Raw genomic sequence first — 12,394 nt, 5'->3', positions numbered from 1 at the left:
TCGCATTACCGTAATGCAAATTTGTAAGTAGATTTTCTTAATTGTGATGTATATCGAAGTGTGTTGCGGAGTCGATGTTAGAATACTAACAAACTCGCAAGGTGAATTTTATTGGCGACAAGCCAGGAGAATGAAATGACTGATCTGAAAACAAGCAGCCTGCGTGCACTGAAATTGATGGACCTGACCACCCTGAATGACGACGACACCGACGAGAAAGTGATCGCCCTGTGTCATCAGGCCAAAACTCCGGTCGGCAATACCGCTGCTATCTGTATCTATCCTCGCTTTATCCCGATTGCTCGCAAAACGCTGAAAGAGCAGGGCACCCCGGAAATCCGTATTGCTACGGTAACCAACTTCCCACACGGTAACGATGACATTGAAATTGCGCTGGCAGAAACCCGTGCGGCAATCGCCTACGGTGCTGATGAAGTTGACGTGGTGTTCCCGTACCGTGCGCTGATGGCGGGCAACGAGCAAGTTGGTTTTGATCTGGTGAAAGCCTGTAAAGAGGCTTGCGCGGCAGCGAATGTACTGCTGAAAGTGATCATCGAAACCGGCGAACTGAAAGACGAAGCGCTGATCCGTAAAGCGTCTGAAATCTCCATCAAAGCCGGCGCTGACTTCATCAAAACCTCTACCGGTAAAGTGGCTGTGAACGCGACGCCGGAAAGCGCGCGCATCATGATGGAAGTGATCCGCGACATGGGCGTAGAAAAAACCGTTGGTTTCAAACCGGCGGGCGGCGTGCGTACTGCGGAAGATGCGCAGAAATATCTCGCCATCGCAGATGAACTGTTCGGTGCTGACTGGGCAGATGCGCGTCACTACCGCTTTGGCGCTTCCAGCCTGCTGGCAAGCCTGCTGAAAGCGCTGGGCCACGGCGACGGTAAGAGCGCCAGCAGCTACTAAGTAAGATGCTTTGCGCCTGATGCGCTGCGCTTATCCGGCCTACGAGACGTATCACCCGTAGGCCGGATAAGGCGTAGACGCATCCGGCAAAAGCCGCCTCATACTCTTTTCCACGGGAGGTTACCTTGTTTCTCGCACAAGAAATTATTCGTAAAAAACGTGATGGTCATGCGCTGAGCGATGAAGAAATTCGCTTCTTTATCAACGGCATTCGCGACAACACTATCTCCGAAGGGCAGATTGCCGCTCTCGCGATGACCATTTTCTTCCACGATATGACGATGCCGGAGCGTGTCTCGCTGACGATGGCGATGCGAGATTCAGGAACCGTTCTCGACTGGAAAAGCCTGCATCTGAATGGCCCGATTGTTGATAAACATTCCACCGGCGGCGTCGGCGATGTGACTTCGCTGATGTTGGGGCCGATGGTCGCTGCCTGTGGCGGCTATATTCCGATGATCTCCGGTCGTGGCCTCGGTCATACTGGCGGTACGCTCGACAAACTGGAATCCATCCCTGGCTTCGACATCTTCCCGGATGACAACCGTTTCCGCGAAATCATTAAAGACGTCGGTGTGGCGATTATCGGTCAGACCAGCTCACTGGCTCCGGCGGATAAACGTTTCTACGCGACCCGCGATATTACCGCAACCGTGGATTCCATCCCGCTGATCACCGCCTCGATCCTGGCGAAGAAACTTGCGGAAGGTCTGGACGCGCTGGTGATGGACGTGAAAGTGGGTAGCGGCGCGTTTATGCCGACCTACGAACTCTCTGAAGCCCTTGCCGAAGCGATTGTTGGTGTGGCTAACGGCGCTGGCGTGCGCACCACCGCGCTGCTCACCGACATGAATCAGGTATTGGCCTCCAGTGCAGGTAACGCGGTTGAAGTACGTGAAGCGGTGCAGTTCCTGACGGGTGAGTATCGTAACCCGCGTCTGTTTGATGTCACGATGGCGCTGTGCGTGGAGATGCTTATCTCCGGTAAACTGGCGAAAGATGACGCCGAAGCGCGCGCAAAATTGCAGGCGGTGCTGGACAACGGTAAAGCGGCAGAAGTCTTTGGTCGTATGGTGGCAGCACAAAAAGGCCCGACCGACTTCGTTGAGAACTACGCGAAGTATCTGCCGACAGCGATGCTGACGAAAGCAGTCTATGCTGATACCGAAGGTTTTGTCAGTGAAATGGATACCCGTGCGCTGGGAATGGCAGTGGTTGCGATGGGCGGCGGTCGCCGTCAGGCATCTGACACCATCGATTACAGCGTCGGCTTTACTGATATGGCGCGTCTGGGCGACCAGGTAGACGGTCAGCGTCCGCTGGCGGTTATCCACGCGAAAGACGAAAACAGCTGGCAGGAAGCGGCGAAAGCGGTGAAAGCGGCAATTAAACTTGCCGATAAAGCACCGGAAAGCACACCAACTGTCTATCGTCGTATCAGCGAATAACGGTATACTGATCTGATCATTTAAATTTGAAGCACTGAGTACGGAGAACATATGAAACGTGCATTTATTATGGTGCTGGACTCATTCGGCATCGGCGCTACAGAAGATGCAGAACGCTTTGGTGACGTCGGGGCTGACACCCTGGGTCATATCGCAGAAGCTTGCGCCAAAGGCGAAGCTGATAAAGGTCGTAAAGGCCCGCTCAATCTGCCAAATCTGACCCGTCTGGGGCTGGCGAAAGCACATGAAGGTTCTACCGGTTTCATTCCGGCAGGAATGGACGGCAACGCTGAAGTTATCGGCGCGTACGCATGGGCGCACGAAATGTCATCCGGTAAAGATACCCCGTCCGGTCACTGGGAAATCGCCGGTGTCCCGGTTCTGTTTGAGTGGGGATACTTCTCCGATCACGAAAACAGCTTCCCGCAAGAGCTGCTGGATAAACTGGTTGAACGCGCTAACCTGCCAGGTTACCTCGGTAACTGCCACTCTTCCGGTACGGTCATCCTGGATCAACTGGGCGAAGAGCATATGAAAACCGGCAAGCCGATTTTCTATACCTCCGCTGACTCCGTGTTCCAGATTGCCTGCCATGAAGAAACTTTCGGTCTGGATAAACTCTACGAACTGTGTGAAATCGCCCGTGAAGAGCTGACCAACGGCGGCTACAACATCGGTCGTGTTATCGCTCGTCCGTTTATCGGCGACAAAGCCGGTAACTTCCAGCGTACCGGTAACCGTCACGACCTGGCCGTTGAACCGCCAGCACCGACCGTATTGCAAAAACTGGTTGATGAAAAACACGGCCAGGTGGTTTCTGTCGGTAAGATTGCGGACATCTACGCTAACTGCGGTATCACCAAGAAAGTGAAAGCGACCGGCCTGGACGCGCTGTTTGACGCCACTATCAAAGAGATGAAGGAAGCGGGTGATAACACCATCGTCTTCACCAACTTCGTTGACTTCGACTCTTCCTGGGGCCACCGTCGCGATGTCGCAGGCTATGCTGCGGGTCTGGAACTGTTCGACCGCCGTCTGCCGGAACTGATGTCTCTGCTGCGCGATGACGACATCCTGATCCTCACTGCTGACCACGGTTGTGATCCGACCTGGACCGGTACTGACCACACGCGTGAACACATTCCGGTACTGGTTTACGGCCCGAAAGTAAAACCGGGTTCGCTGGGTCACCGCGAAACCTTCGCGGATATCGGCCAGACTCTGGCAAAATATTTTGGTACTTCTGATATGGAATATGGCAAAGCCATGTTCTGATGGATTTGGGCGGAGCGTTGACTCCGCCTTTGTTATGTCACAAAAAGGATAAAATAATGGCTACCCCACACATTAATGCAGAAATGGGCGATTTCGCTGACGTAGTTTTGATGCCAGGCGACCCGCTGCGTGCGAAGTATATTGCTGAAACTTTCCTTGAAGATGCCCGTGAAGTGAACAACGTTCGCGGTATGCTGGGCTTCACTGGCACCTACAAAGGTCGCAAAATTTCCGTAATGGGTCACGGTATGGGTATCCCGTCCTGCTCCATCTACACCAAAGAACTGATCACCGATTTCGGCGTGAAGAAAATTATCCGCGTAGGTTCCTGTGGCGCTGTTCTGCCGCACGTAAAACTGCGTGACGTTGTTATCGGTATGGGTGCCTGCACCGATTCCAAAGTTAACCGCATCCGTTTTAAAGATCATGACTTCGCGGCTATCGCTGACTTCGACATGGTGCGTAACGCAGTAGATGCAGCTAAAGCCCTGGGCGTTGATGCTCGCGTTGGTAACCTGTTCTCCGCTGACCTGTTCTACTCTCCGGACGGCGAAATGTTCGACGTGATGGAAAAATACGGCATCCTCGGCGTGGAAATGGAAGCGGCTGGTATCTACGGCGTGGCTGCAGAGTTTGGTGCGAAAGCACTGGCTATCTGCACCGTGTCTGACCATATCCGTACTCACGAGCAGACCACTGCTGAAGAGCGTCAGACCACCTTCAACGACATGATCAAAATTGCACTGGAATCCGTTCTGCTGGGCGATAAAGAGTAATTGTGTTTCGCTGAAAGGCGATTGTCGTGTTAAGCCGGAGCGGGAGACTGCTCCGGCTTTTTAGTATCTATTCATCAATAGCGACTGATATATAGATTTACTATTATTTTTCATATGGATAGGAAATAAAATCCATTCAAGTATCTATTCACGAATCTATTCATTTATGTTCAACCGTCATCCAGTAAGGGCATATCAGCAACTCTGGCGGACAACCATAAATTCCTGCCATTTTGCTTTTGATATTTGAGCTAAGCCGTTCCGTCTTTTCGATCCGTTTTAGAGAATTAATCGAGATACCTAACATTTTACTTACTTCAGCAAGCGATAATTTATGCCTGATACGCACGGCGGCTAGCCAGGATATACCCTGGCTGAACATTAAATTGATAATCTCCCGTTCCTGGTTCTCCAGATCGATCATATTTCCTTCCCTGGATATTTTAATGAGCGAGTTACCGTACCGCCCCCGCTATCCACGCCGACAACTCCCGTAGCTCTTTTTCCTGTTCAGGGAAGTCGACCAGCAGCGCTTCGCACTCCTGTTGCAGCATATCCGCGCGGTAAAGACAGCCTTGCAGCCGCCCGGCGAGAGCTTCCAGCGGCGCGGGGTTAAGGCTGTCGGTAAACACCTGGGCGCGGGTGATATGGCCTTTTTCAACGTCGAAATGCAGTTCTACGCCGCCCCAGGTAAAGCGTTCGTCCAGCAGATGCGAGAACGCCGGAGCCTGACCGAAGTTCCACTCCCAGCTACTCTGGCGGGCAAAGGTTTCGGCGAAGTTCGGCAAGTCTGGCGTTTTGTCCGGGGAGATGATTTCCGCTTCTGTGCGCTCGCCATAATGGGCGAAAAAGGCCTCGGTTATGGCCTCGCAAACCTGCTCATGGGTAATTCCCGGTAGCAGCTCGGTCAGATTGGTCACGCGGGAACGTACTGAAGTAATGCCTTTCGCCGCCAGTTTCTTTTTATCCGGATTGAGATAGTTTGCCAGGCGGCTGAGGTCGGCATTGAGCAGCAAGGTGCCATGGTGGAAACCGCGATCCTTGGTTTCGCGATAGGCCGAGCCTGAGACTTTGCGGTCACCTTCGGCGGTTTTCACCACCAGATCGTTGCGCCCGGAAGCTTCTGCGGTGACGCCGAGCGCGTTCAGCGCATTAAGCACAATCTCCGTGGAGATGGTTTTATCGTACTCCGGCTTGCCAGCCATAAAGGTAAAGCAGGTATTGCCGAGATCGTGGAACACCGCGCCGCCACCGCTGCTGCGCCGTGCCAGGCGGACGTTATCTTCTTCCATCCGTCGGGTATTACACTCTTTCCACGGGTTTTGCGCACGACCAATCACTACCGTGTCGGCATTGCGCCAGAGAAACAGAACGCGCTGCGTGGCGGGCATCTGGCGAAAAATACACTCTTCCACCGCCAGGTTAAACCACGGATCGTAAGAGTCAGAAATGAGCAGGCGTAATGTGGACATAACGATTTCCTTTCTTGTAGTAATGGGTCACTCTTTTTTCTCGCTTTCTTCCTCTTCCGGTACCGGTTTGCTGGCGGTTAACAGGAAGGGCGATTGCTGCCAGCGGGTACGTTTACCCTGCAACAGTGTGCGAGTTAGCACCACACCGATTGCCAGCGAGAGCAGCAGCATCAGGCGTAGAATATTGGTGGTGTTATCCACCTGTTTGGCTTCGGTGGCGAGCGTATGGGTATCGAGCGTGAGGCGCAGATAGCCGAGCGGTCCATTTTTCCCCTTAATCGGTTCGACAATCTGCTGGTTAAAATAGCCACCTGCTTTTTTACCGTCGAGCGCCAGTCGGTCGCGCACCTCGACGCTTTCGCCTGCGCGGGCGATAAGATCGCCTTGTTCGTCATACACACCCGCGTCGAGGATGCGACTTTCGTCCGTCAACTGATCGAGGATCGCCCGAATGCGTTTTTCATCAGGTGAGTTGGTACGCATCAGCGGCGCAACGTTCAGGGTTACCTGATGCGCCAGGGTACGGGCCAGTTCTTCCAGCTGTGGATTACGCTGTCGCTGGTGGTTTTGACTAAACCATGATGCTCCCTGCATTAGTGCGACTAACAACGCGAGACAGAACAGGACAATCACTGCCCGATGCAGCCGGAATTTTAGTTTTGTGCGAGCCATATTCCACCCGTTGAAAATTTGAGACTTAATGTTGCCAGAAGCAATGGATACAAGGTAGCCTCATGCGTTATTTTCCCTGCTTCGAACGATTTTACAGGAGCCTTAATGCCTAACATTACCTGGTGCGACCTGCCTGAAGATGTCTCTTTATGGCCGGGTCTGCCTCTTTCATTAAGTGGTGATGAAGTGATGCCACTGGATTACCACGCAGGTCGTAGCGGCTGGCTGCTGTATGGTCGTGGGCTGGATAAACAACGTCTGACCCAATACCAGAGCAAACTGGGCGCGGCAATGGTGATTGTTGCCGCCTGGTGCGTGGAAGATTATCAGGTGATTCGTCTGGCAGGTTCACTCACCGCCCGGGCTACGCGCCTGGCCCACGAGGCGCAGCTGGATGTCGCGCCGCTGGGGAAAATCCCGCACCTGCGCACGCCGGGTTTGCTGGTGATGGACATGGACTCCACCGCCATCCAGATTGAATGTATTGATGAAATTGCCAAACTGGCTGGAACGGGCGAGATGGTGGCGGAAGTGACCGAACGGGCGATGCGCGGCGAACTCGATTTTACCGCTAGCCTGCGTAGCCGCGTGGCGACGCTGAAAGGCGCTGACGCCAATATTCTGCAACAGGTGCGTGAAAATCTGCCGCTGATGCCAGGCTTAACGCAACTGGTGCTGAAGCTAGAAACGCTGGGCTGGAAAGTGGCGATTGCCTCCGGCGGCTTTACCTTCTTTGCTGAATACCTGCGCGACAAGCTGCGATTAACCGCCGTGGTAGCCAATGAACTGGAGATCATGGACGGTAAATTTACCGGCAATGTGATCGGCGACATTGTGGACGCGCAGTACAAAGCGAAAACCCTGACCCGGCTGGCGCAGGAATATGAAATTCCGCTGGCGCAGACCGTGGCGATTGGCGATGGTGCCAACGACCTGCCGATGATCAAAGCGGCAGGGCTGGGGATTGCCTACCATGCCAAGCCAAAAGTGAATGAAAAGACGGAAGTCACCATCCGTCACGCTGACTTGATGGGGGTATTCTGCATCCTCTCTGGCAGCCTGAATCAGAAGTAATTGCCCGCCCGTCATCCTGCGGGCGGCACAGCATTAACGAGGTACACCGTGGCAAAAGCTCCAAAACGCGCCTTTGTTTGTAATGAATGCGGGGCCGATTATCCGCGCTGGCAGGGGCAGTGCAGCGCCTGTCATGCCTGGAACACCATCACCGAGGTGCGTCTTGCTGCGTCGCCAACGGTGGCGCGTAACGAGCGTCTGAGTGGCTATGCCGGTAGCGCCGGAGTGGCTAAAGTCCAGAAACTCTCCGATATCAGCCTTGAAGAGCTGCCGCGTTTTTCCACCGGATTTAAAGAGTTCGACCGCGTATTAGGCGGCGGCGTTGTGCCGGGAAGCGCCATTCTGATTGGCGGTAACCCAGGTGCCGGGAAATCCACGCTGCTACTGCAAACGCTGTGCAAACTGGCGCAGCAGATGAAAACGCTGTATGTCACCGGCGAAGAGTCGCTGCAACAGGTGGCAATGCGTGCTCATCGCCTTGGCCTGCCGACCGACAATCTCAATATGTTGTCGGAAACCAGCATCGAGCAGATCTGCCTGATTGCCGAAGAAGAGCAACCGAAGCTGATGGTAATTGACTCGATCCAGGTGATGCATATGGCGGATGTTCAGTCATCGCCAGGCAGCGTGGCGCAGGTGCGTGAAACGGCGGCTTATCTGACGCGCTTCGCCAAAACGCGCGGTGTGGCGATTGTCATGGTCGGTCACGTAACCAAAGATGGTTCACTGGCTGGCCCTAAAGTGCTGGAACACTGTATCGACTGTTCGGTGCTTCTGGACGGCGATGCCGACTCCCGTTTTCGCACCTTACGTAGCCATAAAAACCGCTTCGGCGCGGTGAATGAGCTGGGCGTATTTGCGATGACCGAACAGGGGCTGCGTGAAGTCAGCAACCCTTCAGCCATCTTTTTAAGCCGTGGCGATGAAGTGACCTCTGGTAGTTCAGTGATGGTGGTATGGGAAGGAACGCGTCCACTGCTGGTGGAGATTCAGGCGCTGGTCGATCACTCGATGATGGCGAATCCACGCCGCGTGGCAGTAGGGCTGGAACAAAACCGTCTGGCGATCCTGTTGGCGGTGCTGCACCGTCATGGTGGGTTGCAAATGGCCGATCAGGATGTATTTGTGAACGTGGTCGGCGGCGTGAAGGTAACAGAAACCAGCGCCGACTTAGCGTTACTGCTGGCGATGGTTTCCAGCCTGCGTGACAGACCGCTACCGCAGGATCTGGTGGTATTTGGTGAAGTCGGGCTGGCAGGGGAGATCCGCCCGGTGCCCAGCGGCCAGGAACGAATCTCGGAAGCGGCGAAACACGGTTTTCGGCGGGCGATTGTTCCGGCGGCTAACGTACCGAAAAAAGCGCCGGAAGGGATGCAGATTTTTGGCGTTAAAAAACTCTCCGACGCGCTTAGCGTGTTCGACGACTTATAATGAGAGATACGGAGGGAGATATGTCGTCATTTGATTACCTGAAAACTGCCATCAAGCAACAGGGCTGCACGCTACAGCAGGTAGCTGATGCCAGCGGTATGACCAAAGGGTATTTAAGCCAGTTACTGAATGCTAAAATCAAAAGCCCCAGCGCGCAAAAGCTGGAGGCGTTGCACCGTTTTTTGGGGCTTGAGTTTCCACGGCAGAAGAAAACGATCGGCGTTGTATTCGGTAAGTTCTACCCACTGCATACCGGACATATCTACCTTATCCAGCGCGCCTGTAGCCAGGTTGACGAGCTGCATATCATTATGGGCTTTGACGATACCCGTGACCGCGCGTTGTTCGAAGACAGTGCCATGTCGCAGCAGCCGACCGTGCCGGATCGTCTGCGCTGGTTATTGCAAACCTTTAAGTATCAAAAAAACATTCGTATTCATGCCTTTAACGAAGAGGGCATGGAGCCGTATCCGCACGGCTGGGATGTGTGGAGTAACGGCATCAAAAAGTTTATGGCTGAAAAGGGGATCCAGCCGGATCTGATCTACACCTCGGAAGAAGCCGACGCGCCGCAGTATATGGAACATCTGGGGATCGAAACAGTGCTGGTCGATCCGAAACGCACCTTTATGAGTATCAGCGGTGCGCAGATCCGCGAAAACCCGTTCCGCTACTGGGAATATATTCCTACCGAAGTGAAGCCGTTTTTTGTGCGCACCGTGGCGATCCTCGGTGGTGAATCGAGCGGTAAATCCACCCTGGTAAACAAACTCGCCAATATCTTCAACACCACCAGTGCGTGGGAGTTTGGTCGTGATTATGTCTTTTCGCATCTCGGCGGCGATGAGATCGCATTGCAGTATTCCGACTACGATAAAATCGCGCTGGGACACGCACAATATATTGATTTTGCAGTAAAATATGCCAATAAAGTGGCGTTTATCGACACTGATTTTGTGACTACTCAGGCGTTCTGCAAAAAATACGAAGGGCGCGAACATCCGTTTGTACAGGCGCTGATCGATGAATACCGTTTTGATCTGGTGATCCTGCTGGAGAACAACACTCCGTGGGTGGCGGATGGTTTACGCAGCCTCGGCAGTTCGGTGGATCGTAAAGAGTTCCAGAACTTGCTGGTGGAGATGCTGGAAGAGAACAATATCGAATTTGTGCGAGTTGAAGAGGACGATTACGACAGCCGTTTCCTGCGCTGCGTGGAGCTGGTGCGGGAGATGATGGGGGAGCAGGGATAACCGTGACGAAACTGCTCAAAGGCGAGGTATAAAATGAGTTTTTTTGATGAGTTGAAAACCTCTCTGGAAGAGACTGTCGAGATTAGAAAGAACCTGTACGGGTGACCCGCTACGAAATTGCGGATGCTAAGGCTATTCGTGAGCAACTTCATACTCCAACCGACCGGTTGCGTAGCCAGAATGCAATCAAATCTGACAGTTCGCTTCGGCGCGCGCTTTGGTGTATTTACCGGAGTAAATCAGCGTGCCGTGGAAAATTATGCGCAGCGCTTCTGCTGATTTGCGTACCTTCGCAGATGATAAGTCCAGCACTGGCGCGCTGCGCGTAATACTCCGCCATCATGTCAATCGCAACGTCACCCGCACCGGCGCGGGAACGCGTCATCGGTGGCAGTACAATACGGTTTTTTCATGGCAACGCATTCAGCGCATATTTAGCAAATTACGTAATGGGTTCCTCGCGCGATTATTTATACAGTTCGGCACTCATGGTGACGGTATTGCCCATGCGAGCGCTGGTAATTTTGTATTCAGAGGCGTTCATCTCTTTCGCTTTCTGCGCAATAACCGCTTCAGCGGAATCCAGTGTTGTACCGGTTGCTGTCACGCTTTGCGCCGATGCGTTAAACGCCGCGACAGAGAAAAGAGAAGCCGTAAAAATTGCGATGATCGTTTTCATGTTTATATTCCAGAGTGTCTTAATTGTTTGGCGTTTATTAACGCGATGGGGAGAGAATACGCCTGCTGCCTGATAACATAAATGATACAAATGGCAATAGACTATTCTGTTTTTGTTAATAATCAGACGCCGGACGTTCCGACGCCTGTCGATCGCATCAGGCAACAAAGTTGTCCTTTAGCGCCTTGAGACCATCCCGATAGATGCCGGTAAACAGCGCCTCGGCCTCTTCGTTCGTCACATTCACCGGGGTGAATTCACCGAACCATTCCACACGGGAAACCTGGCTGTCGGCGGTTTCATGAACGGTAATGGTGGAGAGGTAATCCACCACCGGGAACGGTGCCTGAATAATGGAATAGGTATAACTGCGTTGACGGTTATCAAACGCTTCCAGACGTTCAACCACAGTGCCGCCGTCAGAGGTTGTCAGCGAACGAACGCGACCGCCTTCTGTCACTACGCTTTTCGGGATGAACGGCAGCCAGTCTGGCAGCGCATCAAAGCCGCCCATCAATTGCCATACGGCGTCGGCAGAAGCCGGAATTTCGATCGATACAGTTGTTTTAGCCATGATAATTTTCTCTTAATTTATAGGGTTACATTGTCAGGGTGTCGACGACGCCGCCATCGACGCGCAAGGCTGCCCCTGTGGTTGCCGAGGAAAGCGGTGACGCGAGATAAACCGCCAGATTCGCCACTTCTTCCACATCTGCCGCACGCTGGATGATGGAACTCGGACGCGAGGTTTTAACAAACTCATCGGCCTGTTCACGCGCACTGCGTCCCGATTGTGCAGCGGCATCCGCCAGCATCTCTTTCAGGCCATCGGTAAAGGTTGGCCCTGGCAGAATGGCGTTGACGGTCACACCGGTCCCCGCCAGTCGTTTCGCCAGACCATGAGAAACCGCCAGATTCGCGGCTTTGGTGACGCCGTAGTTGATCATGTCGCCAGGGATTGCCACGCCGGATTCGGACGAGACAAAGATAATCCGCCCCCAGCCCTGTTCCGTCATGCCTGGCGCATAGTGACGCGCCAGACGAACGCCGGAGAGGACGTTGACGTTATAGAAGTGCATCCACTCATCATCCGGAACGCTAAAGAAATCTTTATCGTTAAAAATGCCCAGATTATTGACCAGCACATCAGCCGTTGGGACTGCAGCGATCAGCGCAGCCACGCCGTCTTCGGTGCTGAGATCCGCCACCACGCCGCGCAGTGACGCTGTGGGAGTTTGTGCCGCAATCGCAGCCATGGCGTCATCAACGCCGCTCTGTTTACGGCCGACGACAACCACCGTTGCGCCTGCTTTTGCCAGTCCGGCGGCGATACCCTGCCCAATGCCGGAGGTTGAGCCGCTGACCACCGCGACTTTACCTGTCAGATCCAGTTTCATCG

Annotated in this window: 13 protein-coding genes and 1 pseudogene; 7 read left to right on the top strand and 7 right to left on the bottom strand. The window is 53.6% G+C overall.

Going from position 1 to position 12,394, the window contains the following annotated elements; translation table 11 throughout:
• Positions 1-135 precede the first annotated feature (135 nt).
• From deoC to deoD, 4 genes are all read left to right on the top strand, one after another.
• The gene (deoC, locus tag FEK43_RS05055) at positions 136-915 is read left to right on the top strand and encodes a deoxyribose-phosphate aldolase (protein WP_088544469.1); all 780 of its coding nucleotides are present in this window, start codon (positions 136-138) and stop codon (positions 913-915) included.
• Positions 916-1,040: 125 nt separating this feature from the next.
• Entirely contained in the window at positions 1,041-2,363 is a 1,323-nt protein-coding gene (deoA, locus tag FEK43_RS05050) for a thymidine phosphorylase (protein WP_000477811.1), read from the top strand.
• Between the two features lie 51 nt (positions 2,364-2,414).
• On the top strand, positions 2,415-3,638 hold the full coding sequence (gene deoB, locus FEK43_RS05045; RefSeq protein ID WP_130204780.1) for a phosphopentomutase: 1,224 nt from the start codon (positions 2,415-2,417) through the stop codon (positions 3,636-3,638).
• A 56-nt stretch (positions 3,639-3,694) separates the two neighbouring features.
• Positions 3,695-4,414 (top strand): purine-nucleoside phosphorylase, encoded by a 720-nt coding sequence (gene deoD, locus FEK43_RS05040; protein ID WP_000224878.1) that lies wholly within the window; start codon positions 3,695-3,697, stop codon positions 4,412-4,414.
• 160 nt (positions 4,415-4,574) lie between these two features.
• On the opposite strand, the gene FEK43_RS05035 is transcribed toward deoD, so the two are convergent.
• The 3 genes from FEK43_RS05035 to FEK43_RS05025 are packed head-to-tail and all read right to left on the bottom strand — an operon-like array spanning position 4,575 to position 6,558.
• Positions 4,575-4,838: a helix-turn-helix transcriptional regulator gene (locus FEK43_RS05035; RefSeq protein WP_130217528.1), complete on the bottom strand. Its 264-nt coding sequence runs from the start codon at positions 4,836-4,838 to the stop codon at positions 4,575-4,577.
• A gap of 31 nt (positions 4,839-4,869) precedes the next feature.
• Entirely contained in the window at positions 4,870-5,886 is a 1,017-nt protein-coding gene (gene lplA / locus FEK43_RS05030) for a lipoate--protein ligase LplA (RefSeq protein WP_130221684.1), read from the bottom strand.
• Between the two features lie 27 nt (positions 5,887-5,913).
• On the bottom strand, positions 5,914-6,558 hold the full coding sequence (locus FEK43_RS05025) for a YtjB family periplasmic protein (protein WP_130204786.1): 645 nt from the start codon (positions 6,556-6,558) through the stop codon (positions 5,914-5,916).
• A 105-nt stretch (positions 6,559-6,663) separates the two neighbouring features.
• On the opposite strand from FEK43_RS05025, the gene serB reads away from it, so the two are divergent.
• From serB to nadR, 3 genes are read left to right on the top strand one after another with little or no spacing between them, the layout of a single operon-like run.
• Positions 6,664-7,632, top strand: coding sequence for a phosphoserine phosphatase (serB, locus tag FEK43_RS05020; protein ID WP_001132956.1), 969 nt, complete (start codon positions 6,664-6,666; stop codon positions 7,630-7,632).
• Between the two features lie 48 nt (positions 7,633-7,680).
• Entirely contained in the window at positions 7,681-9,063 is a 1,383-nt protein-coding gene (gene radA, locus FEK43_RS05015) for a DNA repair protein RadA (protein ID WP_001029698.1), read from the top strand.
• 20 nt (positions 9,064-9,083) lie between these two features.
• Positions 9,084-10,316, top strand: coding sequence for a multifunctional transcriptional regulator/nicotinamide-nucleotide adenylyltransferase/ribosylnicotinamide kinase NadR (gene nadR / locus FEK43_RS05010; RefSeq protein ID WP_130204790.1), 1,233 nt, complete (start codon positions 9,084-9,086; stop codon positions 10,314-10,316).
• A gap of 271 nt (positions 10,317-10,587) precedes the next feature.
• Here the strand turns inward: nadR and FEK43_RS05005 are convergent.
• From FEK43_RS05005 to FEK43_RS04990, 4 genes and pseudogenes are all read right to left on the bottom strand, one after another.
• Positions 10,588-10,716, bottom strand: a pseudogene (locus FEK43_RS05005) (hypothetical protein); the annotation flags it as partial.
• 66 nt (positions 10,717-10,782) lie between these two features.
• Entirely contained in the window at positions 10,783-10,995 is a 213-nt protein-coding gene (locus FEK43_RS05000) for a DUF1471 domain-containing protein (protein ID WP_000848792.1), read from the bottom strand.
• Positions 10,996-11,152: 157 nt separating this feature from the next.
• The gene (locus tag FEK43_RS04995) at positions 11,153-11,569 is read right to left on the bottom strand and encodes an SRPBCC family protein (protein WP_001140838.1); all 417 of its coding nucleotides are present in this window, start codon (positions 11,567-11,569) and stop codon (positions 11,153-11,155) included.
• A 25-nt stretch (positions 11,570-11,594) separates the two neighbouring features.
• Positions 11,595-12,392, bottom strand: coding sequence for an SDR family oxidoreductase (locus FEK43_RS04990; protein WP_000762716.1), 798 nt, complete (start codon positions 12,390-12,392; stop codon positions 11,595-11,597).
• Positions 12,393-12,394 lie beyond the last annotated feature (2 nt).

Source organism: Escherichia sp. E2562, from assembly GCF_005781075.1.
In the GTDB taxonomy this organism is placed as follows: Bacteria; Pseudomonadota; Gammaproteobacteria; order Enterobacterales; family Enterobacteriaceae; genus Escherichia.
Note: the sequence above shows the minus strand (reverse complement) of the source record. Positions and strands in the feature narration are given on the sequence as shown.

Coding starts and splice junctions, on each gene's coding strand:
- deoC (WP_088544469.1), top strand. CDS start 136: ATGACTGATCTGAAAACAAGCAGCCTGCGTGCACTGAAATTGATGGAC.
- deoB (WP_130204780.1), top strand. CDS start 2,415: ATGAAACGTGCATTTATTATGGTGCTGGACTCATTCGGCATCGGCGCT.
- deoD (WP_000224878.1), top strand. CDS start 3,695: ATGGCTACCCCACACATTAATGCAGAAATGGGCGATTTCGCTGACGTA.
- FEK43_RS05035 (WP_130217528.1), bottom strand. CDS start 4,838: ATGATCGATCTGGAGAACCAGGAACGGGAGATTATCAATTTAATGTTC.
- lplA (WP_130221684.1), bottom strand. CDS start 5,886: ATGTCCACATTACGCCTGCTCATTTCTGACTCTTACGATCCGTGGTTT.
- FEK43_RS05025 (WP_130204786.1), bottom strand. CDS start 6,558: ATGGCTCGCACAAAACTAAAATTCCGGCTGCATCGGGCAGTGATTGTC.
- serB (WP_001132956.1), top strand. CDS start 6,664: ATGCCTAACATTACCTGGTGCGACCTGCCTGAAGATGTCTCTTTATGG.
- nadR (WP_130204790.1), top strand. CDS start 9,084: ATGTCGTCATTTGATTACCTGAAAACTGCCATCAAGCAACAGGGCTGC.
- FEK43_RS05000 (WP_000848792.1), bottom strand. CDS start 10,995: ATGAAAACGATCATCGCAATTTTTACGGCTTCTCTTTTCTCTGTCGCG.
- FEK43_RS04995 (WP_001140838.1), bottom strand. CDS start 11,569: ATGGCTAAAACAACTGTATCGATCGAAATTCCGGCTTCTGCCGACGCC.
- FEK43_RS04990 (WP_000762716.1), bottom strand. CDS start 12,392: ATGAAACTGGATCTGACAGGTAAAGTCGCGGTGGTCAGCGGCTCAACC.